The sequence below is a fragment of the Cryobacterium sp. LW097 genome (genome assembly GCF_002205495.2).
In the GTDB taxonomy this organism is placed as follows: domain Bacteria; phylum Actinomycetota; class Actinomycetes; order Actinomycetales; family Microbacteriaceae; genus Cryobacterium; species Cryobacterium zongtaii.
Genome location: NZ_CP021992.1, coordinates 1,397,718 through 1,422,475 on the forward strand (window position 1 = coordinate 1,397,718; position 24,758 = coordinate 1,422,475).

The 24,758-nt window shown below is 67.5% G+C and carries 23 protein-coding genes and 1 pseudogene; 16 read left to right on the plus strand and 8 right to left on the minus strand.

Annotated elements, in window-relative coordinates:
• A complete protein-coding gene (locus B7495_RS06400; RefSeq protein WP_088455842.1) occupies positions 1 to 1,278 on the minus strand; it encodes a sodium:proton antiporter in 1,278 nt (425 codons plus the stop codon).
• Between the two features lie 284 nt (positions 1,279 to 1,562).
• Here B7495_RS06400 and B7495_RS06405 point away from each other — a divergent pair, with 284 nt between their 5' ends.
• The 7 genes from B7495_RS06405 (at position 1,563) to arfB (ending at position 7,715) form a co-directional block, all read left to right on the plus strand.
• Positions 1,563 to 2,846, plus strand: a complete 1,284-nt coding sequence (locus B7495_RS06405; protein WP_168195293.1) for a DUF2254 domain-containing protein — start codon at positions 1,563 to 1,565, stop codon at positions 2,844 to 2,846.
• A 118-nt stretch (positions 2,847 to 2,964) separates the two neighbouring features.
• Positions 2,965 to 3,813 carry an endonuclease domain-containing protein gene (locus B7495_RS06410; protein ID WP_088455844.1) on the plus strand — a complete coding sequence of 283 codons (849 nt, stop codon included), beginning with the start codon at positions 2,965 to 2,967 and terminating at the stop codon, positions 3,811 to 3,813.
• Between the two features lie 209 nt (positions 3,814 to 4,022).
• Positions 4,023 to 5,105, plus strand: a complete 1,083-nt coding sequence (locus B7495_RS06415) for an IS30 family transposase (protein ID WP_121678472.1) — start codon at positions 4,023 to 4,025, stop codon at positions 5,103 to 5,105.
• Between the two features lie 89 nt (positions 5,106 to 5,194).
• Positions 5,195 to 5,902 (plus strand): histidine phosphatase family protein, encoded by a 708-nt coding sequence (locus tag B7495_RS06420; protein WP_088455845.1) that lies wholly within the window; start codon positions 5,195 to 5,197, stop codon positions 5,900 to 5,902.
• Positions 5,903 to 5,911: 9 nt separating this feature from the next.
• Positions 5,912 to 6,457, plus strand: a complete 546-nt coding sequence (locus tag B7495_RS06425; protein WP_088455846.1) for a DUF3090 domain-containing protein — start codon at positions 5,912 to 5,914, stop codon at positions 6,455 to 6,457.
• 2 nt (positions 6,458 to 6,459) lie between these two features.
• Positions 6,460 to 7,227, plus strand: coding sequence for an SCO1664 family protein (locus tag B7495_RS06430; protein WP_088457941.1), 768 nt, complete (start codon positions 6,460 to 6,462; stop codon positions 7,225 to 7,227).
• Positions 7,228 to 7,292: 65 nt separating this feature from the next.
• Complete coding sequence (gene arfB / locus B7495_RS06435) at positions 7,293 to 7,715, plus strand: alternative ribosome rescue aminoacyl-tRNA hydrolase ArfB (RefSeq protein WP_088455847.1); 423 nt, start codon at positions 7,293 to 7,295, stop codon at positions 7,713 to 7,715.
• Between the two features lie 6 nt (positions 7,716 to 7,721).
• Here arfB and B7495_RS06440 read toward each other — a convergent pair whose 3' ends face one another.
• Positions 7,722 to 8,384 carry an alpha/beta family hydrolase gene (locus B7495_RS06440; protein ID WP_088455848.1) on the minus strand — a complete coding sequence of 221 codons (663 nt, stop codon included), beginning with the start codon at positions 8,382 to 8,384 and terminating at the stop codon, positions 7,722 to 7,724.
• A 7-nt stretch (positions 8,385 to 8,391) separates the two neighbouring features.
• Positions 8,392 to 9,342 carry an NAD(P)-dependent alcohol dehydrogenase gene (locus tag B7495_RS06445; protein WP_088455849.1) on the minus strand — a complete coding sequence of 317 codons (951 nt, stop codon included), beginning with the start codon at positions 9,340 to 9,342 and terminating at the stop codon, positions 8,392 to 8,394.
• 98 nt (positions 9,343 to 9,440) lie between these two features.
• Here B7495_RS06445 and B7495_RS06450 point away from each other — a divergent pair, with 98 nt between their 5' ends.
• Positions 9,441 to 10,046 (plus strand): DUF1992 domain-containing protein, encoded by a 606-nt coding sequence (locus B7495_RS06450; protein WP_088455850.1) that lies wholly within the window; start codon positions 9,441 to 9,443, stop codon positions 10,044 to 10,046.
• A gap of 161 nt (positions 10,047 to 10,207) precedes the next feature.
• Positions 10,208 to 10,909, plus strand: a pseudogene (locus tag B7495_RS19320) (DNA alkylation repair protein).
• A 36-nt stretch (positions 10,910 to 10,945) separates the two neighbouring features.
• Here B7495_RS19320 and B7495_RS06460 read toward each other — a convergent pair.
• Together B7495_RS06460 and B7495_RS06465 are read right to left on the minus strand one after the other, a co-directional pair.
• On the minus strand, positions 10,946 to 12,160 hold the full coding sequence (locus B7495_RS06460) for an IS30 family transposase (RefSeq protein ID WP_088455027.1): 1,215 nt from the start codon (positions 12,158 to 12,160) through the stop codon (positions 10,946 to 10,948).
• Between the two features lie 67 nt (positions 12,161 to 12,227).
• Positions 12,228 to 13,664, minus strand: coding sequence for an ATP-binding protein (locus tag B7495_RS06465; RefSeq protein ID WP_088457942.1), 1,437 nt, complete (start codon positions 13,662 to 13,664; stop codon positions 12,228 to 12,230).
• Positions 13,665 to 13,902: 238 nt separating this feature from the next.
• On the opposite strand from B7495_RS06465, the gene B7495_RS06470 reads away from it, so the two are divergent.
• From B7495_RS06470 to B7495_RS06480, 3 genes are all read left to right on the plus strand, one after another.
• On the plus strand, positions 13,903 to 15,012 hold the full coding sequence (locus B7495_RS06470) for a hypothetical protein (protein ID WP_088455851.1): 1,110 nt from the start codon (positions 13,903 to 13,905) through the stop codon (positions 15,010 to 15,012).
• Positions 15,013 to 15,034: 22 nt separating this feature from the next.
• Entirely contained in the window at positions 15,035 to 15,496 is a 462-nt protein-coding gene (locus B7495_RS06475) for a hypothetical protein (protein WP_134408584.1), read from the plus strand.
• A 139-nt stretch (positions 15,497 to 15,635) separates the two neighbouring features.
• Positions 15,636 to 16,904 (plus strand): MFS transporter, encoded by a 1,269-nt coding sequence (locus B7495_RS06480; protein ID WP_088455853.1) that lies wholly within the window; start codon positions 15,636 to 15,638, stop codon positions 16,902 to 16,904.
• A gap of 12 nt (positions 16,905 to 16,916) precedes the next feature.
• On the opposite strand, the gene B7495_RS06485 is transcribed toward B7495_RS06480, so the two are convergent.
• Entirely contained in the window at positions 16,917 to 17,783 is an 867-nt protein-coding gene (locus B7495_RS06485) for a helix-turn-helix transcriptional regulator (protein WP_088455854.1), read from the minus strand.
• 131 nt (positions 17,784 to 17,914) lie between these two features.
• On the opposite strand from B7495_RS06485, the gene B7495_RS06490 reads away from it, so the two are divergent.
• From B7495_RS06490 to B7495_RS06505, 4 genes are all read left to right on the plus strand, one after another.
• Entirely contained in the window at positions 17,915 to 18,928 is a 1,014-nt protein-coding gene (locus B7495_RS06490; protein ID WP_174776255.1) for a zinc-dependent alcohol dehydrogenase family protein, read from the plus strand.
• Positions 18,928 to 20,127: an MFS transporter gene (locus tag B7495_RS06495; protein WP_168195294.1), complete on the plus strand. Its 1,200-nt coding sequence runs from the start codon at positions 18,928 to 18,930 to the stop codon at positions 20,125 to 20,127. Before B7495_RS06490 ends, B7495_RS06495 begins: the two co-directional genes overlap by 1 nt.
• A gap of 68 nt (positions 20,128 to 20,195) precedes the next feature.
• Positions 20,196 to 20,678 (plus strand): heme-degrading domain-containing protein, encoded by a 483-nt coding sequence (locus B7495_RS06500; protein WP_088455855.1) that lies wholly within the window; start codon positions 20,196 to 20,198, stop codon positions 20,676 to 20,678.
• Between the two features lie 57 nt (positions 20,679 to 20,735).
• Entirely contained in the window at positions 20,736 to 21,677 is a 942-nt protein-coding gene (locus B7495_RS06505; protein WP_088455856.1) for a pseudouridine synthase, read from the plus strand.
• A gap of 18 nt (positions 21,678 to 21,695) precedes the next feature.
• Here B7495_RS06505 and B7495_RS06510 read toward each other — a convergent pair whose 3' ends face one another.
• Both B7495_RS06510 and B7495_RS06515 read right to left on the minus strand, forming a co-directional pair.
• Positions 21,696 to 22,199 (minus strand): histidine phosphatase family protein, encoded by a 504-nt coding sequence (locus tag B7495_RS06510; protein ID WP_198415061.1) that lies wholly within the window; start codon positions 22,197 to 22,199, stop codon positions 21,696 to 21,698.
• A 165-nt stretch (positions 22,200 to 22,364) separates the two neighbouring features.
• Complete coding sequence (locus B7495_RS06515) at positions 22,365 to 24,704, minus strand: arylsulfatase (RefSeq protein ID WP_088457945.1); 2,340 nt, start codon at positions 24,702 to 24,704, stop codon at positions 22,365 to 22,367.
• Between the last annotated feature and the right edge of the window lie 54 nt (positions 24,705 to 24,758).

The following is a 24,758-nucleotide window of genomic DNA, read 5'->3' on the forward strand; positions in this document are numbered from 1 at the left end:
CTAGGCGTCGTGGGCACCGGGGAGGTGGCGTCGGCGGCGGGACATCGTCGCCTGCACCGCCTCTGCTGCGCCCGGATGTTGCGCACTGTGCGCCGTGTACCAGCGGTGGTAGGCGGCGACCAGCGGAACCGACGTGAGGCCGTGCAGGATCACGCTCAGCGCAACGGTGACGAAAACCGTCGTGAGCACGACGTCCCCCTCGGGCACACCACGCTCGAAGGCGAGAAGCGCGAACACCAGCGAAGCCAGCCCGCGCGGACCGAACCAGCCGATGAACGCCACCGTGGGCCGTTTCAGCCCCTGACCGGCGAGGGCGATCGTGACCGGAATCATCCGTACCAGCGTCAGGCTGAGCGCGGCGTAGAGGACGACCTGCCAGGTGATGTACGGGAAGGCCAGGGTGAGGGCCAGCGCGCCGAACCCGATCCAGGTGACGGCGGCGAGGAAGCCGCCAGAGTCCTCGGCCAGCAAGGTGACGGCCGACCCGCGCGTGCCGGAGAACCTGCCGAACACGAGGCCGCCCACGAAGGCGGCGATGAATCCGCTGCCACCGAGCGTCACGGCGATGGTGAACGCCAGCAGCGCCGCCGCCAGGGGAACGATCTGGCGCCACTCCCGGCCGATCCAGTCCCGGTGGTCGGCGGCGCGGAACAACAGCCCGCCCAGCGCGCCGGCGACCAAGCCCCCGATGAGCCCCCAACCGATCTGGGCGGCCATGCTGCTGATCACCGCCGAGGGCACGTCGGTCTCCAGCTCAGCGTTGGCGATCGCGAGTGTGACCAGGAAGAACGGCACGGCGAGGCCGTCGTTGAGTCCGCTCTCCACGTCGAGGGACTGCCGCACCCGCCCGGGGACGGCCGGGTCGGACACGACCTTCTGGCCCAACGCCGCATCCGTGGAGGCCAGCATCGTGGCCAGCAGCACCACGGAGGCCAGCGCCATGTCGGGGAAGACGAGCGCACCGACCACAGATCCGGCGATCATGGTGAGCGGCAGCCCGATCAGCAGCAGGCGGGTCGGCAAGGAGAGCTCTCGCCGGAGCGCCCGCAGGTCGATGCGGGAGGCGTCGCTGAAGAGGAGCAGCACCAATGCGATCTCGGCCACAAGCTCGGCGACCTCGGATTCCACGGCAATGTCGAGCCAGCCGAGCGCCGACGTGCCGACGAGGAAACCCACGACGGTGAAGAAGAGGGCCGACGTAATGCCCCGTCGATCCAACGGCCTCGAGAACACACTCCAGATGACGATGATCGCCAGCACCGTTGTGGCCGCAACCATCCGAACCCTGCTCTCGATCGTGGCGCCTGCATCTGGCTGCCCTGCACCACGTCTACACCCGAATGCGCCTGGTTCCTAGATGTTAGGCGGGCGCCGAGACCGCCCGTTTCGGGCTTACGACGGCCGGAATCCCGATCAGACCTGGTTGCTATGCTGACCGGACGTGCACCGAAGAACCGACCCGGCGGGAGTGATTTGTGGCTGAGATGCGGGGTTCAGGCGGTGGTCGAGCCCGGTGGGCGCGCCTGACCGAGTCGGTGGAATCACGGTTGTGGCCGCTTCCGGTGGCGGCGATTCTACTGGCTGTCGTGCTGGGGCTCGTGCTTCCGCGCATTGACCTGCTCATCGACGCGGAACTGCCCACCGCCGTGGACTCGGTGATATTCAACGGGGGAGCAGAGACGGCCCGGTCGGTGCTGTCGTCGATTGCCGGCTCGTTGATCACGGCGACGTCGCTGACTTTCTCTCTCACGGTGGTGGCGTTGCAGCTGGCCAGCAGCCAGGCGTCGCCCCGCGTGTTGCGGTTGTTCGCCAGGGACCGGCAGGTGCACGCGACCCTGGCTGTTTTCCTCGGCACCTTCGCATACTCGATCACGGTGCTGCGGTCGGTGCGAGCGACGACGGATGACGCCGCCGAGTTCGTACCCCGGGTCGCCGTGACGACGGCGTTCGTGCTCACCCTGGTGAGCGTCATCATGCTGGTCTTCTTCCTCGCCCACCTAGCCGCCCAGCTGCGGGTGGAGACGATGCTGAAGGACATCCACGCCGAAACGAACCGCACCATCGACCTCGTCGGTGCCGGCAATGAGGCCGCACAGGCGTATACCTCGCCGATGCAGATCCCGGTCGGGACGCACACCGTCACGGCGGCGGTGAGCGGTTTCATCACCGGCCGCGACCACGCGGCACTGGTGGCCTACGCCGCCCCGCACTCGCTCGTCTTCCAGGAGGTCAGGCGGGTCGGGGAAAACGTCGTCGCCGGCACGCCGCTGATGGTGTGGTGGCCGGCCGGGGACGGTACGGACCCGGTGGACGCGGACGACGTGGCGGATGCGGTGCGCGGCGTGTACTCAATTGCCTACGAACGCACCGCGGCGCAGGACATCGACTACGGGGTGCAGCAGATCGTGGACATCGGCGTGCGCGCGCTGTCGCCGGGCATCAACGACCCGACCACCGCCGTGAATGCCCTCGGGCACCTCAGCGCGATCGTGGCCAGCACGCTCCAGATGCCGGCGCTTCCCAGCGCCCTCGCCGATGCGGACGGGAACCTGCGGGTGGTGACGGCTACCCGCACAGCGGCAGACACTATCCATGATGCGCTGTCCCCGATGCGGCATTACGGCGCCAACGACCCCTCGGTGGTGAGAAGGTTTCTGCAACTGGTCAGCGATCTGGCTTACACCTGCTCGGTCGGGGAGGTGCAGACGGCCCTTCAGCAGCAGCTGGCCGCACTGGACCTGCAACTGCAGGCACAGGGCGACGATCCCGCCTCGGTCAGAGAGATGCGCGCCGCTGTCGCCGAGGTCACGGCGCGCATCGCCGACTCGCCCGTCCGCGCGACCTAGACGGAACACCGCATCCTTCGGCGCCATGCCGTGTTGTGCACAGGGGCGCGACGGGGCGAGTTCTCGACAGCCGAGATCGTTTCTGCGCGGGAGCTGATGCCGCCACGACACTATACGGATGGACCTCGGCATCTGGCTCGCCCGGCACCACGGCGTTGCGCACTCAGCTCAGGCGCTGCGTGCGGGGTTCACCCGATACTCGATCAGGCAGAGCATCGCCGGCGGCGAGTGCGAACGCATCCGCCGTGATTGGCTCGCTCTGCCGACGGCTCCAGCCGATCTGCGCGCCGCGGCTGCGCTCGGCGGGCGGGTGGCGTGCCTCAGCGTTGCTTGGCAGCTTGAGCTGTGGCACCTCTCTGACGGGATGAACCACGTCAGCATGCCGAGAAACACGGCGGTGCCGGCATCCGAAACCCTGCGGGTGCACTGGAGTATCGGACCGGTACCGGTTGCCCGGTTCGCACTTGTGGAACCTATCGAGAACGCCCTCGTGCACATCGCCGAGTGCCAACCGTTCGAGAACGCTCTCGTCGTCTGGGACTCCGCTTTGAACAAGAAGCTCGTGACCCAGGCCTCGCTCGCGAGGCTGCACCTGCGCAGTGCCGCGGCCCGTGCCGTGCGAGAGGTCGCGTCGGGGCTGGCCGATTCGGGCCTGGAGACGCTGCCCGTTTCCCGGCTCGCGGCCATCGGCATCCGGGTCAGCCAGCAGGTCATGCTCGCGGGGCACCGCGTCGATGGTCTGATCGGGCAGCGGCTCGTACTGCAGAGCGATGGCTTCAGCTTCCACTCCACGGCCGAGCAGCGGCGGGCAGACATCGCGCACGATCGGAGGCTCGTCCTCCTCGGTTTCACGGTTCTGCGCTACGACTACCGGCAGATCCTCTTCGACTGGCCACGGGTCGAGGCGGAGATCCTCCACGCCATGGCCCAGGGTCTTCACCTCGCCCCGACGCAAGTTAGGAGATAGTGAGATTAATAGGATGCTTTGAGCCTTGGGCTCAAGGGGTCAGCGCAACACTCTGACTTCTTGGAGTGATGATGCGTATTCCTGTTTCCCGTGCTGTGCGTCGGGTGTTCTGGACAGCGATTCGGGACGGAGCTACGACGCAGGACGCTGCCGCGGTTGCGGGCATGTCATCGCAGGAGGGTGACGTGTGGTTCCGCAATGCTGGTGGCATGACACCGTTGTCGTTGAATCCGCCATCCGAACGGTTTTTGTCGATTCGTGAACGCGAGCTGATTCTGGCCGGGATCAGCGCCGGCCTGTCGATCAGAGCGATCAGCCGGTCGATCGGACGCAATCCGTCGACGGTGCTGCGGGAGTTGGAGCGAAATCTGCCTCATCAATACCGACCGCGGTCGAGGATGGGGCGGCCCCGTTCGACGCCGGTGAAGTACTCGCCGTCGTTAGCGCAGCGTCGCGCAGATCTGAGGATGTCCCGCCCGAAACCAGCGAAACTGGCCCTGAATGACAGGCTCCGGGACGAGGTTCAGAATCGGCTATCGGAGAAGGCCAGCCCGGAGCAGATCATGCGACGATTGCGGTTGGACTTCCCCGACGATCCGGAGATGCGGGTGTCACACGAAACGATTTACCAATCCCTGTATGTTCAGGGCCGCGGGGCGTTGCGCCGCGACCTGACAGTGGCGTTGCGCACTGGGAGAGCGCTCCGTAAACCGCAACGCCGGGCCACCCAACGCCAGGGCCGGATCCGCGACATGGTGCTGATCAGCGACCGGCCCGCCGAGGTCGAAGACCGGGCAGTTCCCGGACACTGGGAGGGTGACCTGATCGTCGGCAAAGACAGCGGCTCCGCGATCGGCACCCTGGTCGAACGCACAACCCGGTTCGTGATGCTGCTGCACCTGCCCGACAAACACGGCGCCGACGAGGTCCAGCAGGCGATGATCGAGACCATGGGCAGGTTGCCGGAATTCCTCCGCAAATCCGTCACGTGGGACCAGGGCAAAGAAATGGCCAATCACGCGCAGATCCGAATCGCCCTCGACATGGACATCTACTTCTGCAACCCGCACTCACCCTGGCAGCGCGGCAGCAACGAGAACACCAACGGTCTGCTGCGCCAGTACTTCCCGAAAGGCACAGACCTCTCCGGCTACCACCACGACTACCTCGACTACGTCGCCAACCAGCTCAACGACCGCCCCCGCAAAACCCTCGACTGGAAAACCCCGAAAGAAGCCCTCAACGAGCTACTCTCGAAGCCACAACCGACCGGTGTTGCGCTGACCGGTTGAATCCGCGGGCAACTGCGTCCTATAAATCTGACGAAGTCCTAATAAGCGTGCGACCACTCGGGGCCCGGCTGGCTGTCTAGGCTGTAGCCATGGCCACAGTCATCCTCGTGCGGCACGGCCGCACCACCGCAAACGCCACCGGGCTGCTGGCCGGACGCACCGCCGGCGTTCTGCTCGACCAGATCGGCCGAGACCAAGCCGTCGTCACGGGGAAGCGGCTCGCCGCGGTACCGCTGGTCGGGGTGGTCTCCAGCCCCCTGGAACGCTGCCGCGAAACCGCGCAGCACATCATCGACCGCCAGAGCGGCACGCTGCTGACGCCGATCGAAGACGAACTCTCCGAGTGCGACTACGGCGACTGGCAGGGCCGCACCCTCCAGGACCTGTCGGCGGAGAAGCTGTGGTCGGTGGTGCAGACCCAGCCGTCCGCCGTGACCTTCCCGAACGGGGAAGCGATGGCAGCGATGCAGGCCAGGTCGGTCGCCGCGATCCGCCGCCTGGACGCCGCCTTCGAGGCGGAACACGGACCCGGCGCGGTCTGGGTGGCGGTGAGCCACGGCGACATCATCAAGTCGATCCTGGCCGACGCCTTCGGCATGCACCTGGACCTGTTCCAGCGGATCAACGTGGGTCCGGCATCCGTCTCGATCGTGCGGTACGGCAGTAGCCGGCCGACCGTGCACGCCACCAATACCGACGCCGGGGACCTGTCCTGGCTCGCGGCGAGCGCCCCCACGGCGGACGCCCCGGTCGGCGGTGGGGCGGGTCATCAGGCTCCGCACGCGTCGCGCGCCTAAAATACTCGCATGCCTACAATCGTCCATGAGTTCGCCTGGCCGGATCGGGTCGTCGTCGGCACCGTCGGTCTGCCCGGCTCCCGCACCTTCTACCTGCAGGTGCGCACCGGCGCCCAGATCGTCAGCATCGCCCTGGAGAAACAACAATCCGCGCTGCTCGCCGAGAAGATCGACGAGATCCTCGACCAGCTGATCGCCTACGAGGGCAACCCGTTCAGCATCCCCACCGGCACCCCCATCGAACTGGTCGACAACGACCCGTTGGAGCCCGTCGACGAGGAATTCCGCACCGGCTCGATGAGCCTGGGCTGGGACCCGACGACGGTGCAGATCGTGCTCGAGGCCTTCCCGATCGTGGACGAAGACGACGACGAGCTGCTCGACCTCGCAGCCGTCGAACCGGCCGAAATGCTGCTGGTGCGGATGCCCGTCGGCACCGCACGGGCGTTCGCCACACGTACCCGCGAGGTGGTGGGCGCCGGCCGGCCCATCTGCCCGCTCTGCGGCTATCCCATCGACGCAGACGGGCACACCTGCACCCTCCCCGGCGCGTGAACATGCCGGACGCCGACCTCGTCGACGGTGACCTTGAACTCACCGGGCGGATCACGACGGCGTCCAACGCGACGTTCCTAGGCAGCATCGCCGGCGTCACGGTGGTTTACAAGCCGATCGCGGGGGAGAACCCGCTGTGGGACTTCCCCGACGGCAACCTGGCCAGCCGGGAGGCGGCGGCGTACCTGGTCTCGGAGGCGTTCGGTTGGAACGTCGTGCCCCGCACCTGGCTGCGCGACGGCCCGATGGGCCCCGGCATGGCGCAGCTCTGGCAGGAGCGGGACCCCGGCCAGGATGCCGTGGACCTGATCCCGGCCGAGGCCATGCCTGAGCAGGGCTGGCGGCACGTGCTCGACGGCCAGGACGAGCAGGACCGGCTGGTGTCACTCATCCACGAGGACTCCGTGGCACTGCGCCGGATGGCCGTGTTCGACATCATCGTGAACAATGCCGACCGCAAGGGAGACCACATCCTGGCCATGCCCGACGGGCACCGGCACGGCGTCGACCACGGGCTCACCTTCCACGCCGACCACAAGCTGCGCACCGTGCTCTGGGGCTGGCTGGGCGAGGAGCTCAGCATCGACGAGCTGGCCGGGATCGACAGGGTCAGCGCCGATCTCACCGCCGGGCTCGAGCGCGAACTCGCCGGCCTGCTCACTCCCGCCGAGATCGTCGCCCTGGCCGCCCGCTGCGACCGGCTGCGCACCGAAGCCCGCTTCCCGGCCCCTGAGGGCCGGATGCCCGCGGTGCCCTGGCCGCTGTTCTGACGGTCCCGGCCACCGATTCCCGCAGAACGGCGCCGACCGCGCCCACATCGTGGGACCCTTGAAGCATGGATCTCGAGGTATCGCCCACGCTCACGATTCCGGCGACGGAACTCGGGTGGCGGTTCTCCCGGTCGTCCGGCCCCGGCGGGCAACACGTGAACACCTCGGACAGCCGCGTGCAGGTGTCCTGGAATGTCGTCGAGTCTGCGGTTCTCACCGACGAGCAGCGGATGCTGCTTCTCACCCGACTCGACCGGCGCCTGATCAACGGGGTGGTCACCATGGCCGCCTCCGAACAGCGTTCCCAACTGCGCAATCGTGAGATCGCGCTGACGAAGCTCGCGGAGCTCGTGGCCGCGGGCCTGGCCCCCGACGGGCCCAGCCGCCGGGCGACCAAACCCACCCGGGGTTCCGGCCGCCGGCACCTCGCCGCCAAGCAGCAGCGCTCGGCGACGAAAGCGCAACGGCAGCGGCCGTCCGCTGAGTAACGCAGCCTAGGCCACGCTGGCGCGCACGAACTCGGCGACCATAGGAGCAAGCCCTGCACCCACATCAACGGCCGGGCGCTTGGCTCCCCGAACCTCGAAAGAGTGGTTCGCCGCGTCGATCAACTCGAGTGTCGCCGTGCCGATTCGCCCGACCACCGGGGTGAGTTCGTCCGGGGCGGCGAACGGGTCACGCGTGCCCTGCACGAACAGCATCGGCCGGTCGATCCCGTACAGGTGCTCATCGCGCAGCTTCTCCGGCTTGCCCGGCGGATGCAGCGGGTAGCCGAGAAAGACCAGGCCCGCTGCCGGCATGCCGGCGGCCACCGCCATGGAGGCCATCCGCCCGCCGAAGGACTTACCGGCCGCCCAAACGGGCTGACCCGCCGACCGGGCAGCCGCAGCGTCCATCGCCGCCCGCCAGGCGGCGATCGCCCGGGGCGCCCGGTCGGGGAGCCGGCGGCCGGCCTCCCGGTACGGGAAATTGAACCGCAGGGTCGCCAACCCGGCGGCGTTCAGCGCCTCGCTGAACCCGACGAGGAACGGATGGTCGAAGCTGGACCCCGCTCCCGGTGCCACGATTAGCGTGGCGAACGCGTCCGCCGGTCGGGCGAAGGCGGCCGACACCATCCCGTCCTCCACCACGATGCGCATATTCTCCGTCGATTGCATTCGTCCCCTAGCCCGTGACGACGATCTTGCCGAGGGCACGTCCCTCGCCGAGGTAGGCGAGCGCCCGCGCCGCCTCGTCGAGCGGATAAATGCGGTCGATGTTGATGCTCAGCTCGCCGGCGACGCACCGCTCGGCGACGGGCGTGAAGTAGGCCGGGCCCTCCCTGGCGATGAGTAGCCCCAGCCGGCGCCCGGTGACCACGCCGAGCGCCGCGCCGACTGTCACGACCCGCAGCACGCTGCGTACGGTGCCGCCGACGCAGAGGTAACGACCGCCGCGGGCCAATGCCCGCTGGTAGGCGAACACTGACCGGTGCGCCACGAGGTCGAGGATCAGGTCGAACGGTTCCAGCCGGGTGAAGTCCGAGGTGGTGTAATCGACGACCTCGTCGGCGCCGAGCCCGCGCATGAAGTCGAGCTTTCGCGCGTTGTCGACGCCGGTCACGTGCGCTCCGGAGTGTTTGGCCAGCTGAATCGCGAACGACCCCGACCCGCCGCCCGCCCCGTTGATCAGCACACGCTGCCCGCGGCGAACACGGGCGGTTCCCTGCAGCGCGATCGCTCCGGCCTGGGGCAGGGCCGACGCCTCGGCGAAGGTCATTTCCGTAGGTTTGTGGGCGAGGGCCGCGACCGGCGCCACAGCGAACTCGGCGAAACCGCCCAACAGACCCATGTTGTCGCCGTACACGTCATCATTCACGCGGAACCGGGTCACGCCGGAGCCGACCGCGGCGACCCGACCGGCGATGTCGGAGCCCAACACCCGGCGCCTGGGGGCGCGCAACCCGCCGATCCGGGCGTACCCCGGGGATCCGGTCAGGCCCTCCCAGTCGGACAGATTGAGGGACGTCGCGGCGACCTCGATGAGTACCTGGTTCGGGCCCGGCGAGGGCTTCGGGATCTCCTCGACCCTCAGCAGGTCGGGCTGCCCGTACCGGTCGTGGACAACGGCCTTCACAGGGGTCCGCCTTCGAGCGCGCGGCGCGGGTGTCGGAACATGCCGGTCAGTGTACGCGGAGCGGACCGTCAGCGTGTGGGTGAACCTAGGCTGGTGGCATGACTGGTCCACGCGAACCCAGCGATACGCCGCTCAATGTGGCGCGGTACAAGATCAACCGCGAGATTCCTGCACCCGAACGACCCGAGGTCGCCGAGCCGGACACCAACGAGGCCGGCCAGGCCATGATGGATGCCCGCGCCCAGTACGTGGAGATCGCGATCCAGCAGGCGATGCGTCGCGGCGACTTCGACAACCTGCCCGGCACGGGCAAGCCGATCCCGGGCCTCACCGCCCCGTACGACCCGGACTGGTGGATCCGCCAGAAGATCGAGCGTGAGCAGATCACCGGACTGGGCCCGGCTGCCCTCACCCTGCGTTCCGAAGACGCCGGACTCGACGCCAGCCTCGACGCCGTGGTCGCCGAGCGAGCGGTGCGGGAGATCCTCGACGACTTCAACCGCCGCGTGATCGAGGCCCGCCGGCAGCTGCGCGGGGGCCCGCCCGTCGTCACGGCGCTTCGCGATGTCGATACGGAGGTTGCCCGCTGGCAGGAACGCCGCAACGCCGCACGCATCGAGCGGGACGCGGCGCGGGAACGCCAGGAGGCGGCGCTGGCCGCGATGACCTGGCGGGAACGCCGCCGGGCCAAACGCGAGCGTTGAGGCCGGCCGACGTCTGCCCGCTGGCCGACGCCACGGAATGACACAGCAGACCGGGCCGAGCCCACACAGACACTGGGCTGCCGAACGCGACACACAGGGCCGGGTCTGTCAATAGGCACCGCGACCCTCCAATCTGCCAAGACCGGTGGCATCCTGACTGCATGACGGATGAGACCACCGCTGCCGACTTTCAGAAGAGCCTGGTGGCCCTGGCCACCCCGGAGCAGCGGCAGAAGTACACCCGGTACTTCCCGGGCGACGACTCGTTCATCGGAGTACGGATGGGAGACGTGTTCGCCCTGGCCGGCCGGGCGCTCGCCATGCCGCTGCCGGACATCGAGACGCTGCTGGAGAGCCCGACCCACGAGGTGCGGGTCGGCGCGTGCTCGATTATGGGCAAGGCGGCGACGCACCGTAAGACCGGCGACGAACGGCGTGAGGAGCTCTACGAGCTGTACCTGCGCCGCCACGACCGGATCGACACCTGGGATCTTGTGGACCTGGTCGCGTATTAGGTGGTCGGCGGCTGGCTCGTCGACAAGCCACGTGACCCGCTCTACGCCCTCGCGTCGTCGTCGTTCTGGCCGGAGCGCCGCACCGCCTTGGTCGCGACAGCAGCATTCCTGCGCCGGGGCGACATCACCGACACCCTGCAGCTGGCGCGGATGCTCGGCAGCGACGAGAACGACTACGTGCAGAAGGCCACCGGCTGGATGCTGCGCTACCTCGGCGACGTCGACCGGGACGCGCTCCTCGGCTTCCTCGACGACAACGCGGCCGGCTTGCCGAGGCTGACCCTGCGCGCCGCCACCGAGAAACTCGACAAGCCGGTGCGAGCCGGCTATCTGGCCCGCAAACTGTGAGAAGAGCCTCAGAGTTTTCGGGCAAAGTCAAGCGGTCTAAGCAACGCCGGTGGTTTGTGCTGCTGTGAGCAGCTGGGCTAGCCGGTTGGCTGGGGTTTCGAGGCCGAGGGTGGGTCGGGGCCGGCGGTTGAGTTTCGCTGCGACGCGAGCCAGATCGTCGGCGGTGTGGCCGGAGAGGTTCGAGCCTTTCTCGAACCAGAACCTCAGCAGCCGGTTCGTGTTCTCGTTGGTTCCGCGCTGCCAGGGCGAGTGCGGGTCGCAGAAGTAAAGCTTGGTGTCTAAGGCAAGTTGGATGCGCTCGTAGTCGGCCAGTTCCGTGCCGCGGTCCCAGGTCACTGAACGGCGCAGGTGATCGGGCAGGTGGCGCATCTCGCGGATCATCGCGGTCGCGACTTCGTCGGCCGTGTGAGGCCCGGGCAAATGCAGCAGGATCGTGAACCGGGTGCTGCGTTCTACGAGGGTCCCGATCGCGGACGAATCGTCTCCGCCGCCGATGATGAGGTCACCTTCCCAATGCCCCGGAACGGCCCGATCGGCGACTTCCGCCGGTCGCTGGCTGATCTTCAACGCGTCCTTATAGGGACTGTTCGATTTGCGGTCCGTGGAGTGCGGAACACGCTTCGTGCGCTTCGTCGAGAGACTTTTAGCCAGATCAGCTCGTAGTTCTCCGCGGGTTTGCACGTACAGCGCATGGTAGATCGTTTCGTGGCTCACCTGCATAGTCTCGTCACCGTCGAAGTAATGCGCCAACATCGCCGAGATCAATTTCGGGCTCCACCCGTCATCCATCCAGACCTCGATCAACTCGCAGAGCGCCGCGTTGTCGACCAACTTCAGCCGTTTGGGCCGATGCCGGGCCTGGTGTGCCTTGGTATGCGCGACGGACGCGTAGTAGACGCCATCAAGGCTGGTGTTGCGGTGCACTTCCCGCCAGACCACGGACTTGTTCCGACCGATTTCCCGGCCGATCTCGGCGTAGCTCAGGCCCTTGCGACGGCCGAACTGGATCATCGCGCGCTCGGCCAACGTCAACGCCCGACCGCCCTCCACACCACCGCCCGGTGCGGGATCGGCGACGCCACCAACAACGGATCTCGGAGCACTTAGGGCCATGCCGCCAGACTGCTGCCACCACTGCGTCGCGGTATTGACCGACGCGCCCAACGAGGCCGCAGACACCCGCAAACCACCCCCAGAGCAGACCAAATCCACGAACCTCGTCCGCGTTCCCGCCGGAAAAAGCTTGACCATCCAACACTCCTTGAATCAGAGCGTTGCTACGACCGTATGACTTTGCCTCGGTTTTTCGGGGCTTTTCTCACAGTTCGCGGGCTTGGCGCAGGGGCACGGCTACGTCGGCGCCGCCCTCCCGGGTGAGACGCGGTCCCATGGTGACCATGGTGGGAGCGGGCACAAAACCGCCGGCGAAGAGGGCCTCGCCCTGTCGGAACCGTGAAGCCCGGGCGAGCATGGCCGGCGGCACGAAACCGAAGATGGTGGCGAGCTCGTCGAGGTCCACCGGAGACGTCATCTTCATCAGCGCCAAGTTGTCGCACTGCGAGATGATGCTGGGGTGCACCCGAGACGGTCGCTGGGTCGACAGCAGCAGCCAAAGGCCGAATTTGCGTCCTTCCGCCGCGATCTGCACGATTCTCTCCCGCACCGCCACGTGTAACGGGCTGGTCTGGTCGGGCGAGCAGAAGTTGTGCGCCTCGTCGATCACGATCAGGAGCGGACGGCGTTGCTCCCGTTTGTCCCACAGGTCGTCGAGCACTGCCAACGCCACCACCAGCGACTCCTCCGGGTAGGCGAAGCCGCCGAGGTCGAGCACCGTGGCGTCGGGGCGGGTCTCCAGGATGTTGGTCACGGCCGCCAGGCCCTGCGCCCAGATGCTCCAGTCGGTCACCCGGAGATTCTCGGTGCGTGCCGCCAGTTCGCGCGCCGCCGGGGTGCCCCGGTCCAGCAGGCCGGGGACGACCCTCGTCGGCTCGATCAGACCCACGGTGTCCTCGATGTGCATCAGCTCGTTGTGTTCGGCACGATCATCGAGCGGGTCGAGCCGAAAGACGGCCGCCTTCGCCCGCAACGACAGGTCCAGGAACCGCACCCGGAGAGCATCGGGGGAGGCAGCCGATGGGCGCAGCACCCGGATGTCCCGCTCGGCCAGCGCCCGTTGCGCATCCGTCGATTCACCCGCGGGATGGGCCTGCCGTATGTGCACGAAGTCCGCGTTCGGATCGAAGATCACCATGGGCAGCGCCGTGTGGATCAGCAGCTGTTCCAGCACCACGCCCAGGGCGTAAGTCTTGCCCGATCCGCTCTGCCCGCACCAGAAGGTGTGCCGGTTGAAGCGTTGGGCAAGGAGCCGGGCCGGGATGTGCTGGGAGGCCAGGAAGGAGCCGATGGGCAGGGACGCCGTGGCATCGCCGTAGAGCAGTTCGGTCGTGCGGGCATCCGCGGGTCGGAGCGTGGCCGATCCGAACGCGACGGAGCGCCGAACATCGAGGTGCCGGCCATCTCCATTGAGCAGACCCAGGATGCGCCCGGAGCCGTGCGGGGCGCCGCCGATCGTGACGGTGACCTCCTCAACCTGGCCCAGCTGGTCCGTCTCCTCCTCGCCCTCATCAGTGGACCGGAGGATCACCAGACCGCCCGGCTCGAATCGGGAGCCGGTGGCGCCGACGAACTGGAAATGCCGGCCGTCGATCGACACCGCGGCGGCCTTTTCGAGTGTTGCGCTCTCAACTTCACTCATGGTGTGACCTTTCATCGGGGATTCCGGCCGGAGAATCTCGCGGCGTTCAGCGGCAGCGTAGTGCCGTTTTGAATCTGTGGGCGATTGCCGGTGCATCGTCCTGGCAATTGTCGATGGAACAACCGGTGCGCTGGCCAGGGTTCGGCCCTGTGGACGTTTCGGGATCGGTGCAGACGAGATATTGTCGCTGCCACCGCCTCGACCACCGGTCCGGTGACGCAGCGACAGGAGGACTCGGATGAGCCGGCCCGCACCCATCAGTTGGTTGCTTCGGCACCCGGTCGCCAACGCCCAGTCGCGGGAATCGGCCGCGCTGCTGGTGGGCGCGGCCGTCTTCCTGGTCGGCGCGCTGGCGTCGGCGATCACCTTTTGGGGTGACGACGTTCCTATCGCGGGTCCCGGCTCGGTCGGGCAGTTCGTCGCTTTGGCGAGCGCGGCGGCGGCGGCGGTGATCTTCGTCACCACGCGTGCCGTCATGCACGCCAGTCGGGCGGCAGGCACCCTGCTGGACCCCGGGCCACCCGGCCACGGCGGGCAGCTCCGGTGGTACGACATCGGTGCGCTTGCGCTGGCGCACGCAGTGATCTCGCTGTTGGCGTGGCTCGCGGTTGCGGGCCTGCTGAGCCGCAGCTTCATCGGTGCCGTCGTCTTCCCCGCCTCCGCGACGCTGCTGGCCGCGGTCGCCATCGCAGTCACGGCCTACAGTGTTTTCCTCTCCGCCGTTGGCCTTACCCCGATTCTGATGTCGATCATCCTCGCCGTGTTCGTGGTGGTGGGCACTTTTGCGAGCATGTTGAGCGCCAGCGACCCATTGTGGTGGCAGGAGAACCTCAGCACCCTGGGCATTTCCGACGACATCTCGGCGCTGGCCTTCAACCTCACGGTCCTGATCGCGGGGATCATCGTCACCACCCTGGCTCATTACGCGACCGCGGCCATCCCGGCTGCCACGCCAGAAGAAGTGCGAGGACGCGCGCTCGTGCGGGGGGCGCTGGTTCTCATCGGCGTGCTTTTGGCTGGTGTGGGAATCTTCCCGCTCGATCAAAACATGGCAGCGCATAATGTATCCGCGACCGGAATGATCGTGGTTTTCATCACTGTCGTCGTCCGCCTCCGATCGTGGATCCCCACCATGTCACGGGTGTTCCTTCTTCTCGGGTATCTCTACGTGGGAGTTCTTATCGTGCTGGCAGTGTGGTTCCTGACCGGGTACTACACACTCACCGCCGTCGAACTGGTGGCATTCGTGATGATCTTCAGCTGGCTGATCGTGTTCCTTCGTCAAACCGGAGCGATGCTGCTCGCCGAGAACAGAAATCGAGGCGAAAGTGCAATCCTCCACGGCTAACCGGCGGTTTCCGGGCGGCTTCGTGACCGAGGCTTCGGTCTATGGCACCATCCTGGTCAGCGGCATGATCGTGGTCGCCGGCGGCTATGGGGCAACCTCCTGGCAGACCTTTCTAGGCGTGATCGGCACGGTTTTCGTGTTCTGGGCCGCGCACGTGTACGCCGGTGCGGTGGTCGAATACGGTCTGAACCAGGCTCAGGATTCGACGATGGCCACCGCCGTGCGCCTCTCGCTGCGGCACTCGCTGGGCTTCCTCACGTCCGCGATCCCACCGTCCATCGTGCTGCTGCTCGGCGCGTTGCGGGCTGTGCCCGACGACGTTGCGGTGTGGACCGCCCTGTGGCTCGGCGTAGCCATACTCGGAGCCATCGGCTACAGCGCGTTCGCATTTCGAGGAAGCCCGTGGGTGATTCGCATCCTGGGCTGTCTGGGGACTTCGACGCTGGGCATCGCCATGATCCTGCTGAAGGTGCTCGTGCACTAGCGATACGGGCAACCAGCACGTGAGGCCCGTCGACCGAGTGTCTGCCGGTTCGGTCGATGGGTCCCGACCTAGCCATCCGCACCAGTCGGGTCGATGATTGCTTCGTGACGGAACGCGATGCGCCGATCGGACCCTGGTCGTGAACCCGGCGTCTGCGCGCGTCCAGCGCATCTACCTGATCCTGCTGCTCGGCAACACCCTCGCGGCCTCGTTCATCTGGGGCATCAACACGCTGTTCCTGCTCGACGCCGGGCTGAGTAACTTCGAGGCGTTCGCTGCGAACGCGTTCTTCACAGCCGGCATGGTGATTTTCGAGATCCCGACCGGCGTGGTCGCCGACACCGTGGGACGCAAAGCCTCCTACCTGCTGGGCACCATCACCCTGTCGGTCACCACCGCGCTGTACTGGATGCTCTGGGTCTGGCAGTCGCCGTTCGTCTGGTGGGCCATCGTGTCGGTGCTGCTCGGCCTCGGCTTCACCTTCTTCTCCGGTGCGGTGGAAGCCTGGCTGGTCGACGCGCTCACGTCGACCGGGTACACCGGCAGCCTGGAGGCGGTATTCGGCCGCGGGCTCGTGGTGACCGGTATCGCGATGTTCACCGGCTCGGTGCTCGGCGGAGTGATCGCCCAGGCCACCAACCTCGGTGTGCCGTTCCTCGTGCGCGCCGGGGTGCTCGTGATTATGTTCATCTACGCGTTCATCGTGATGAGAGACCTCGGCTTCACCCCGGACCGCTCGCGGGGCCCGCTGAAGGCGACCCGGCTGGTGCTCACGGAGTCGGTCGAGCACGGGCTGAAACGGCGGTCGGTGCGCTACATGATCCTCTCCGCCCCGTTCGCCTCCGGCGTCGGCTTCTACGCCTTCTACGCGCTGCAGCCCTACCTGCTCGAGCTGTACGGCGACCCGTCGGCGTACTCCATCGCGGGCCTGGCCGCCGCGATCCTCTCGCTGGCACAGGTAGCCGGCGGCGTGCTCGCTCCCCGGATCCGCACCCTCTTCGCCAAACGCACCAGCACCGTGATCGCGGCGTCCCTGCTCAGCGTGGTCTCACTCGTGGTGCTCGGCCTGAACAGCCTGTTCTGGCTGGCGGTGGTGTTCCTGATGGTCTGGGGGTTCGTGTTCGCGGTCGCCGAACCGGTGCGGCAGGCCTACCTCAACGACATGATCCCGTCGAAGCAGCGCGCCACCGTGCTCTCGTTTGACTCGCTGTTCGGCAGCCTCGGCGGCGTGTTCATCCAGCCGGCGCTGGGCCGCTCCGCCGACCTCTGGGGTTACGGCGCTTCCCTGATGATCGGCGGCCTGGTGGAACTCATCGGCGTTCCGATCATGCTCGCCAGCCGGCGCCAGAACGATCTCGCCGACACCAGAACGGTGCAAACGGATGCCCCGGCGCCCGAGGCGCCGTGACCCCGAGCTTGGTCAGTCGGCGGCGACGCTGGTGGCCGCCCAACTGGCCAGCAGACGCAGGCGCTCGGCGCTGGACGAGCCGGGCTCGGCGGTGTAGATCATCAGCACCGAGCCGGGATCGGCGGTGATGGCGAGTTCCTCATAGGCCAGGGTGAGCTCGCCGACCACCGGATGGTTGAACCGCTTCGTGCCGGCACCGTGCGTGCGCACGTCGTGGGCGCCCCAGAGCGTGCGGAACGTGTCGCTCTTGGTGGACAGCTCGCCGACGAGGTCCTGCAACCCCTTGTCGTTCGGGTCCCGGCCGGCCTCCGCGCGCATGATCGACACGCACATCTCCGCGAACACCTGCCAGTCCGGGTAGAAATCGCGCGAGGCGGGGTCGAGGAACTGGAACCGGGCCAGGTTGGGGGTGCGCCCGGCGTCGCCGATGACGGGGGAGTAGAAGGCCCGGCCCAGATCGTTGGTCGCCAGGAGGTCCTGATGCTGGTCGCGCACAAACGCGATGCCTTCGGTGATCGTGCCGAGCGCCCACTGCAGGCTCGGCCGACTCACCGGGTTCCGCGTCGCGCGCCGGCGGATGCGTCCGGACAGTGGGATGCCGTCGGCGGCCCGCGCCAGATTGAACAGGTGGCTGCGTTCGGTGTCATCGAGCTGCAGCGCCCGGGCGATGGCGTCGAGCACCGACGAGGACGCTCCCGCGATCGCACCGCGTTCGAGCTTGGCGTAGTACTCCACGCTGACGCCGGCCAGGGTGGCAACCTCGGTGCGACGCAGCCCGGACACCCGCCGATTGGTGCCGGCGGGCAGGCCGGCCAGTTCGGGGGTGATCTTCGCGCGCCGCGACATGAGGAATTCGCGCACCTCGGCTTGATTGTCCATAGCCACGACAGTACGTCCCCCTGTCGCGGCGTGGGGTGCTCTGCTGGTACACCCCTGCGCAGGGACTCCCGCCCACAGACCGTCGACGGTTCGCTTGAGGACGTACCAACAGCGACCAAAGGAGCATCCACATGCGTGGAGTCATCATGTACGCGCCCGGCGACGTCCGGGTCGAAGACCGCCAGGACCCGACCATTGTTGAACCGACCGATGCGATCATCCGTCTCACGGCCACCTGCATCTGCGGGTCGGACCTGTGGCCGTACCGGGGTGTCGAGCCCGTCGACCACACCGCGATGGGCCACGAGTACGTCGGCATCGTCGAAGAGATCGGTGACGCCGTGCAGACCGTCAAGGTGGGTGACTTCGTCGTTGGATCCTTCGTGCTCTCCGACAACACCTGCGAAATCTGCCGGGCCGGCTTCCAGTCCCGGTGCGAGCACGCCGAATTCGCCTCCGGAATGCAGGCCGAGAAGGCGCGGATCCCGCTCGCGGACGGCACCCTCGTCGCGACCCCCGGCCAGCCCGACGCCGACCTGATCCCGTCGCTGCTGGCCGCCTCCGATGTGCTCGGCACCGGCTGGTTCGCCGCCGTGGCCGCCGAGGCCGGGCCGGGCAAGACCGTCGCCGTCGTCGGAGACGGCGCCGTGGGCCTGATGGCGATCCTCGCCGCCAAACAGCTTGGCGCCGAACGCATCATCGCCATGTCGCGCCACCCCGAACGGCAGAAGCTCGCCAGGTTCTACGGGGCGACCGACATCGTCGAGGAACGCGGCGACGAAGGTGTGGCCAGGATCAAGGAACTCACCGGTGGGCTCGGTGCGCACTCCGTGGTCGAAGCCGTCGGCACGCAGGAATCGTTCATGCAGGCCGTCGGCGCGACCCGCGGCGGCGGACACCTGGGCTACGTCGGGGTCAACTACGACGTGCAGATCCCCGGCATCCAGCTGTTCTTCGCCGGCATCCACACCCTCGGCGGACCTGCCCCGGTGCGCCGGTTCCTGCCCAACCTGATCCAGTTGATCTGGGACCGCACCATCGACCCGGGCAAGGTTTTCGACCTCACCCTCCCCATCGAGGAAGCCGCCGAAGGCTACCGGGCCATGGACGAGCGCCGCGCCACCAAGGTCCTGCTCACCTTCTGATGGAGAGCGTGACAACAGTGCCGGCCCCGGCGGCTGCCGAGAAAACGCAGCGCCTGCCGATCTTCACCCTGCTGATGCTGGCCGCCATCGGCTTCGTCCTCGTGGCGATGGAGACCATGCCGGCCGGCCTGTTGCCGGTGATCGCCGGCGGACTGGGCACCAGTGAGGGCACTGTCGGCCTGTTCGTCAGCGCATATGCGCTGGGCACGGTCATTGTGACGATTCCCGCGATCACGCTGACCAGGGGGATGCGCCGGAAGCGGCTGCTGCTCGGTGCTATCCTCGGGCTCATCGTGGCCAACACCGTCACGGCGGTCTCCAGCGACGTCATCCTGTCGCTCGGGTCGCGATTCGTCGCCGGGGCGTTCTCGGGGATCGTCTGGGGGATGCTCGCCGCCTACGGGCGGAAGATCAGCCCGCCCCGGCAGGCAGGTCTGTCCTTGGCGATAGTGTCCGCCGGGGCGCCCGTCGGGTTCGCGCTCGGCACCCCGCTGGGATCGTGGCTGGGGTCCGCGTTCGACTGGCGCTGGGCCTTCGTCGGTCTGAGCGTGGTGGCGGTCATCGCCGGCCTCCTGATCGCGCTGTGCGCCCCGGATGCCGACGGCCAGCCGGGAACCGCCAGACTGCCCCTGGTGCGGGTGCTCCGGATCCCCGGCATCACCGTGATCCTGGCGGTGATCTTCACCTGGATGATCGCCCACAACACCATCTACACCTACATCGCCCCCTACCTGCGGGCCACTGGCAGCGACCTCGCGGTGGACGTGCAGCTGTTCCTCTTCGGTGTCGCCTCGATCGTCGGCATCGTTCTCACCGGCGCGCTCCTCGACCGGCATCCGCGCCCGCTGCTGCACGGCAGCGTCCTGCTGTTCATCGTGGCCGCCGTGATCCTCTGGGCCGGCCACGCGTCGGCGCCCGCGATCATCGCCGCCACCGTGCTCTGGGGGCTCTCCTTCGGCGGAGCATCCGCTCAGCTCCAGGCCGCTTTGACCAGCACGGGCGGAGCCGACTCGGATGTCGCGAACGCGTTCCTGCCCGTGGCGTTCAACCTCGCGATTTTCGCCGCCGGGATCCTCGGTGCCGCGCTGCTGACCCCGTTCGACGGCCTCGCGCTGCCCGTCGTCATGGTCGTCTTCGGCCTGGCCGCACTGCTGCTGACGGTGTACGGGCGACGGTCCGCGTTTCCCGCGCGTCTGTGATCGCTAACCGGTATCGTGCTCGGTAGTGCGGCGCCGCTGTCGACACCCCAACGAAACCGGACTCTGCCATGTCGCTCACTCCTGATCCCGCCGCCCAGGGTCTCCTGCCCCTGCTGGAGGCACAGAACTCCAGCATCGGGTTCACCTCCTTCGATCATGACGATGCCTTCAGGCTCGGCAGCGCGATCATGGCCCGGGCGGTCGCCGATGACCTGAGTATCACGGTGGCGATGTCCTTCGGCCAGCAGCGCGTCTTCCACGCGGCACGGCCGGGCACGACAGCAGACAACGACTACTGGCTCGACAGGAAGTTCCGCGTGGTGGCCCTGTATAACGCGCCGTCCTTCCTGATCAGCACCAAATACCGCGCCAGGGGCCAGGACTTCAACGAGGTCACCGGTCTGCCCGTTGCCGAGTACGTGGCCGCCGGAGGTGCCTTCCCGCTGCGGGTGAACGGTTCCCTCATCGGCGCAGTCGGGGTGTCCGGCCTGGCCGAAAACCTCGACCACGACCTGGTCGTCTGGGCGCTCGAGGCCGCCAGGGCGCTCTGACGGGCGCCATCCGCCATCCGCCCGGCGACGGCGGCGGTCAGCACGTACGATCGGGGGATGCCCCCGCGCTCGCCCCTTCCCGAACGACACGGGCTCGCTGCGGCGTGGCTGTGCACCCCGGAGCGCGACCGGCCCGGTTTTCCGAAGCCGACCTGGCCGAACATGAGCGCCTGGCTCGAGGACCGGCTGGCCGAGTCCGTGAACGTGGCCGAGTTCCTCGCCGACGGCCGCTTCGTCTATGGAGACGGCGCGCCGGTTGCCGGCGCGGACCGTTACCGGCCCACCACCTTCGTCTGGTTTCACCGCGATCTGGCCGACGAACCGGTGGTCCCGGGCCCTCTGCACCTGGTCTATCGGGATGAGCGGATCGTGGTGATCGACAAGCCGCCCTTCCTTTCCAGCATCCCGCGGGGACGGCACGTGGTTCAGAGCGTCGTGGTTCGCCTGCGTGCCCAACTGGAGTTGCCCGAACTCTCCCCGTTGCACCGCTTGGACCGGGTGACCAGCGGCCTGCTGGTCCTGGCCACCGAACGCCGCTGGCGAGGGGCCTACCAGACTCTCTTTCAGCGCGGCGAGGTGAAGAAGGTGTACCGGGCGTTGGCACCGATACGGCCGGACCTCGAGCTACCTGTCATCGTGCGGAACCACCTCCGTGCCCGGCCGGGCTACTGGCAGGGCGAAGTGGTGCCCGGCGCCCCGGTCAACGCCGAGTCACTGATCGAACTGGAGGACGCCCACGGGCCTGCGGGACGGTACCGGCTGACACCCCGCACCGGGCGCACCCACCAGCTGCGTCTGCACATGCTGGGCCTGGGCATCCCGATCATCGACGACCCGCTCTACCCCGTTGTGCAGGGTGTCGAGGTGTTCGATTTCAGGCGGCCGCTCCAGCTCCTGGCCAGCGAGCTGGCGTTCACCGATCCGATCGACGGCGGGACGCATCGGTTCGAGAGTGTGCGCCGTCTCCCGCTGATGGCGGAGGATGCCGGAACGGACTGACTCTGGTTGGGCGTGTGCCTAGGCCAGTCCCGCCCGGCTGGCACGGCCGCTGGTCACGAGAACGGCCGTCGAGGCAACAAGATCCGACCAGGGACCCGGCACACCCAGCACGGCCAAGGCCGACGTCGACAGCGTGACGCTCTCGCCGGTGAGCACGTAGACGAGGTCTTCGAGTCCGGGATTGTGAGCCACCAGAATCACGTTCTGAAGCTCGTCGGGGAGTTCTCGCACAATCTGAAGCAGATCGTTGACGGATGCGGCATACGCACGGTCATCGATGCGCGCCTCGGGGCTGTCGTTGAGTTCTGCCGAGGCCAGCGCCCAGGTGGCGCGAGCCCGGGTCGCGGGGGAGACGATGGCCAGGTCGATGGCTGGAACATTCTCGGCCAGCCAGCTGCCGGCATCCGGCGCCTGGCTCTGCCCGCGGGGGTTGAGGGTGCGGTCGATGTCGGCCTCGCCGCCCGACCAGTCGGACTTGGCGTGCCGGAGCACGATGAGGGTTCGCTCACTGCGTGGGGTCATTCCCATAGTCTGCACCGCAGAGGTCAGATCAGTGAGCTCCCGGATGGCGCTCGCTGCACCCCTCACGGCGCGCCGCGCCCGCTATAGCGGGCGCGGTAGACCACAGCAGGTGCGGTGACGACCTGCTGGAAGGTCGAGGCGGCGTTCCCCGGCGCAGCGGCCCGCTCACTGCCGGGCCATGATGATACGGAACCGCTCCTCCGGGTCGATGAAGTGGTCGTTGTTGTCGTCGCCCAGGTCGATCTGCACCCAGTTGATCCGACCGCTGAACCGGCTGCTCGCTGTGGTGTAGTCGGCCGTGACGGGGGTGCCGGATTGGTAGCCCACATCGGTGGTCTCGTCGGCCGAGAAGATCATCGCCTGGGTGGCGCCCACCCGGCCGGTGCCCACGGGCTTGCCGTCGTAGTAGAGCGTCACGTCGCCGCCCTTGCCGAGCCCACCGCCGTCGTAGGCGAACTCCATCCGCACCTGGCACTGTCCCGCGGGGATCGGCAGCTCGGCCTCGGTCCTGAACTCCTGGATGCCGAGGACGTTGTACACGAACGTGGCCCGGCCGGCCTGGGCATAGAGGCTCCAACCCCCGAACCTGCCGCCCTGGGCGATGATCACGCCATCCGCCCCGCCTTCGGCTATGACCAGTTCGGCCGTCACCGAGAACGACTTGTTCTTGATGCTGACCACGCTGTTCTCCGACAACCGGCCCATGCCGGCGAACAGGAGTTGGCTGTTCCCCCTGATCAGGGTCGGCCGGCCGGCCACCTCCGGGGTGGCCCGTTCAACGCCGCGGTCGTCGATCGGCAGCACGTTGTACTTGGTGGCCTCGATCAACCAGAGCCTCTGCAGTTTGGCGAGTAGCTCCGGATTCTCGGCGGCCAGGTTCCGGGCCTGGCTGTAATCGGTGTGGCCGTCGTAGAGCTCCCAGACATCGTCGTCGAAGGCGGGAATCTCGCCGCCGATCATGATCCAGGGGGTGCGGTGCTTGGTGACCGCGCTCCAGCCCTTGTAGTACAGGCCACGGTTGCCGAACATCTCGAAGTACTGCAGGTCGTGACGTTCCGCGGCGGCAGGCTCGTCGAAGGTGTACAGCATGCTGACACCTTCCATGGGTGACTGCTGCACGCCGTTGACCATCGTCGGCTCGGGCAGGCCGGCGGCCTCGAGAATTGTCGGGGCGATGTCGATGCAGTGGGTGAACTGCTCGCGCAGCCCGCCCTTCTCGGCGATCCCGGTGGGCCAGTGCACGATCGTGCCGTTGCGGGTGCCGCCCCAGTGCGAGGCAACCTGCTTGGTCCACTGGAAGGGGGTGTCCATCGCCCACGCCCATCCCACCGCATAGTGGTTGTAGGAGCTGGGGCTGCCGAACTCGTCGATTTTGGCGGCCATGAATTCCGGCGTCTCGAGCGCCGCCATCCCGTTGAAGTTCGCCATCTCGTTGAAGGCCCCGTTGACCGTGCCCTCCGCGGATGCTCCGTTGTCACCGATGATGTAGTAGATGATGGTGTCGTCGAGGATGCCGAGCTCGGCGACGGTGTCGATCACCCGGCCGACGTGGTGATCGGTGTGTTCCATGAACCCGGCGTAGACCTCCATTTCCCGCTCAAGCGCGGGCTTGAGCTCGGCGGGCATGTCGTCCCAGGCGGGAATCTCAGCGTGCCGTGGGGTGAGAAGCGCGTCGGCGGGGATCACTCCGAGTTCCTTCTGCTTGGCGAAGGTGCGTTCGCGCTGCACATCCCAGCCGTCGGCGAATTTCCCGGCGTACTTGTCCGCCCATTCCTTGGGCACGTGGTGGGGCGCGTGGGTGGCGCCGGGCGCGAAGTACACGAAGAACGGTTTGTCGGGCATCAGGGCCTTCTGCGAACGGATCCAGTTGCTGGCGTGATCGGCCAGGTCTTCGGTGAGGTGGTAACCCTCCTCAGGGGTCGCCGGAGGTTCCACCGGGGTCGTGCCGTTGTAGAGCGCGGGATCCCACTGATTGTTCTCACCGCCGATGAAGCCGTAGAAGGTCTCGAATCCGCCACCGGCCGACGGCCAGGCATCGAACGGGCCCATCGGTGAGGACTGCCACACGGGCACCTCGTGGCACTTGCCGAACTGGGCGGTGGAGTAACCGTTCAATTTGAGGGTCATCGCCAGCGGCGCCTTGGTGTTCGGCCGCAACGAGCTGTTGCCCGGCGCCGAGGTGGCCGTCTCGGTGATGCTGCCCATCCCCACCGAGTGGTGGTTGCGTCCGGTCAGCAGCGCCTGCCGGGTGGGTGCGCACAGCGCCGTGGTGTGGAAGCGGTTGTAGATGAGCCCGTTCGCGGCGAGTTTCTCGGCGTTGGGTGTGGCGCAGGGGCCGCCGAAGACGCTCGACGCGCCATAACCGGCATCGTCGATCAGGATGACGAGCACGTTCGGTGCGCCCGCCGGTGGCCGCAACGGCTCGATCGGCGGGTATTGCGTGTCGGGGTCCTTCGCGTCGTAGGTGGTGAGTCCGGGTGCAGGGCGGTCGGGAATTGGCAGCATCGAGCGGGCATGGCGGTCGGGATTCGTCACGGGGGCCTCCTGGGTCTCTCGGGT

What these genes read in the sequence shown, in the direction of transcription:
- B7495_RS06505 (WP_088455856.1), top strand. Translation starts at nt 20,736, where the DNA reads ATGCCCCCGCGCTCGCCCCTTCCCGAACGACACGGGCTCGCTGCGGCG.
- B7495_RS06490 (WP_174776255.1), top strand. Translation starts at nt 17,915, where the DNA reads ATGCGTGGAGTCATCATGTACGCGCCCGGCGACGTCCGGGTCGAAGAC.
- B7495_RS06460 (WP_088455027.1), bottom strand. Translation starts at nt 12,160, where the DNA reads ATGGTCAAGCTTTTTCCGGCGGGAACGCGGACGAGGTTCGTGGATTTG.
- B7495_RS06500 (WP_088455855.1), top strand. Translation starts at nt 20,196, where the DNA reads ATGTCGCTCACTCCTGATCCCGCCGCCCAGGGTCTCCTGCCCCTGCTG.
- B7495_RS06515 (WP_088457945.1), bottom strand. Translation starts at nt 24,704, where the DNA reads ATGCTGCCAATTCCCGACCGCCCTGCACCCGGACTCACCACCTACGAC.
- B7495_RS06425 (WP_088455846.1), top strand. Translation starts at nt 5,912, where the DNA reads ATGCCTACAATCGTCCATGAGTTCGCCTGGCCGGATCGGGTCGTCGTC.
- B7495_RS06450 (WP_088455850.1), top strand. Translation starts at nt 9,441, where the DNA reads ATGACTGGTCCACGCGAACCCAGCGATACGCCGCTCAATGTGGCGCGG.
- B7495_RS06470 (WP_088455851.1), top strand. Translation starts at nt 13,903, where the DNA reads ATGAGCCGGCCCGCACCCATCAGTTGGTTGCTTCGGCACCCGGTCGCC.
- B7495_RS06410 (WP_088455844.1), top strand. Translation starts at nt 2,965, where the DNA reads ATGGACCTCGGCATCTGGCTCGCCCGGCACCACGGCGTTGCGCACTCA.
- B7495_RS06440 (WP_088455848.1), bottom strand. Translation starts at nt 8,384, where the DNA reads ATGCAATCGACGGAGAATATGCGCATCGTGGTGGAGGACGGGATGGTG.
- B7495_RS06420 (WP_088455845.1), top strand. Translation starts at nt 5,195, where the DNA reads ATGGCCACAGTCATCCTCGTGCGGCACGGCCGCACCACCGCAAACGCC.
- B7495_RS06415 (WP_121678472.1), top strand. Translation starts at nt 4,023, where the DNA reads ATGACACCGTTGTCGTTGAATCCGCCATCCGAACGGTTTTTGTCGATT.
- B7495_RS06495 (WP_168195294.1), top strand. Translation starts at nt 18,928, where the DNA reads ATGGAGAGCGTGACAACAGTGCCGGCCCCGGCGGCTGCCGAGAAAACG.
- arfB (WP_088455847.1), top strand. Translation starts at nt 7,293, where the DNA reads ATGGATCTCGAGGTATCGCCCACGCTCACGATTCCGGCGACGGAACTC.
- B7495_RS06430 (WP_088457941.1), top strand. Translation starts at nt 6,460, where the DNA reads ATGCCGGACGCCGACCTCGTCGACGGTGACCTTGAACTCACCGGGCGG.
- B7495_RS06485 (WP_088455854.1), bottom strand. Translation starts at nt 17,783, where the DNA reads ATGGACAATCAAGCCGAGGTGCGCGAATTCCTCATGTCGCGGCGCGCG.
- B7495_RS06465 (WP_088457942.1), bottom strand. Translation starts at nt 13,664, where the DNA reads ATGAGTGAAGTTGAGAGCGCAACACTCGAAAAGGCCGCCGCGGTGTCG.
- B7495_RS06400 (WP_088455842.1), bottom strand. Translation starts at nt 1,278, where the DNA reads ATGGTTGCGGCCACAACGGTGCTGGCGATCATCGTCATCTGGAGTGTG.
- B7495_RS06510 (WP_198415061.1), bottom strand. Translation starts at nt 22,199, where the DNA reads ATGACCCCACGCAGTGAGCGAACCCTCATCGTGCTCCGGCACGCCAAG.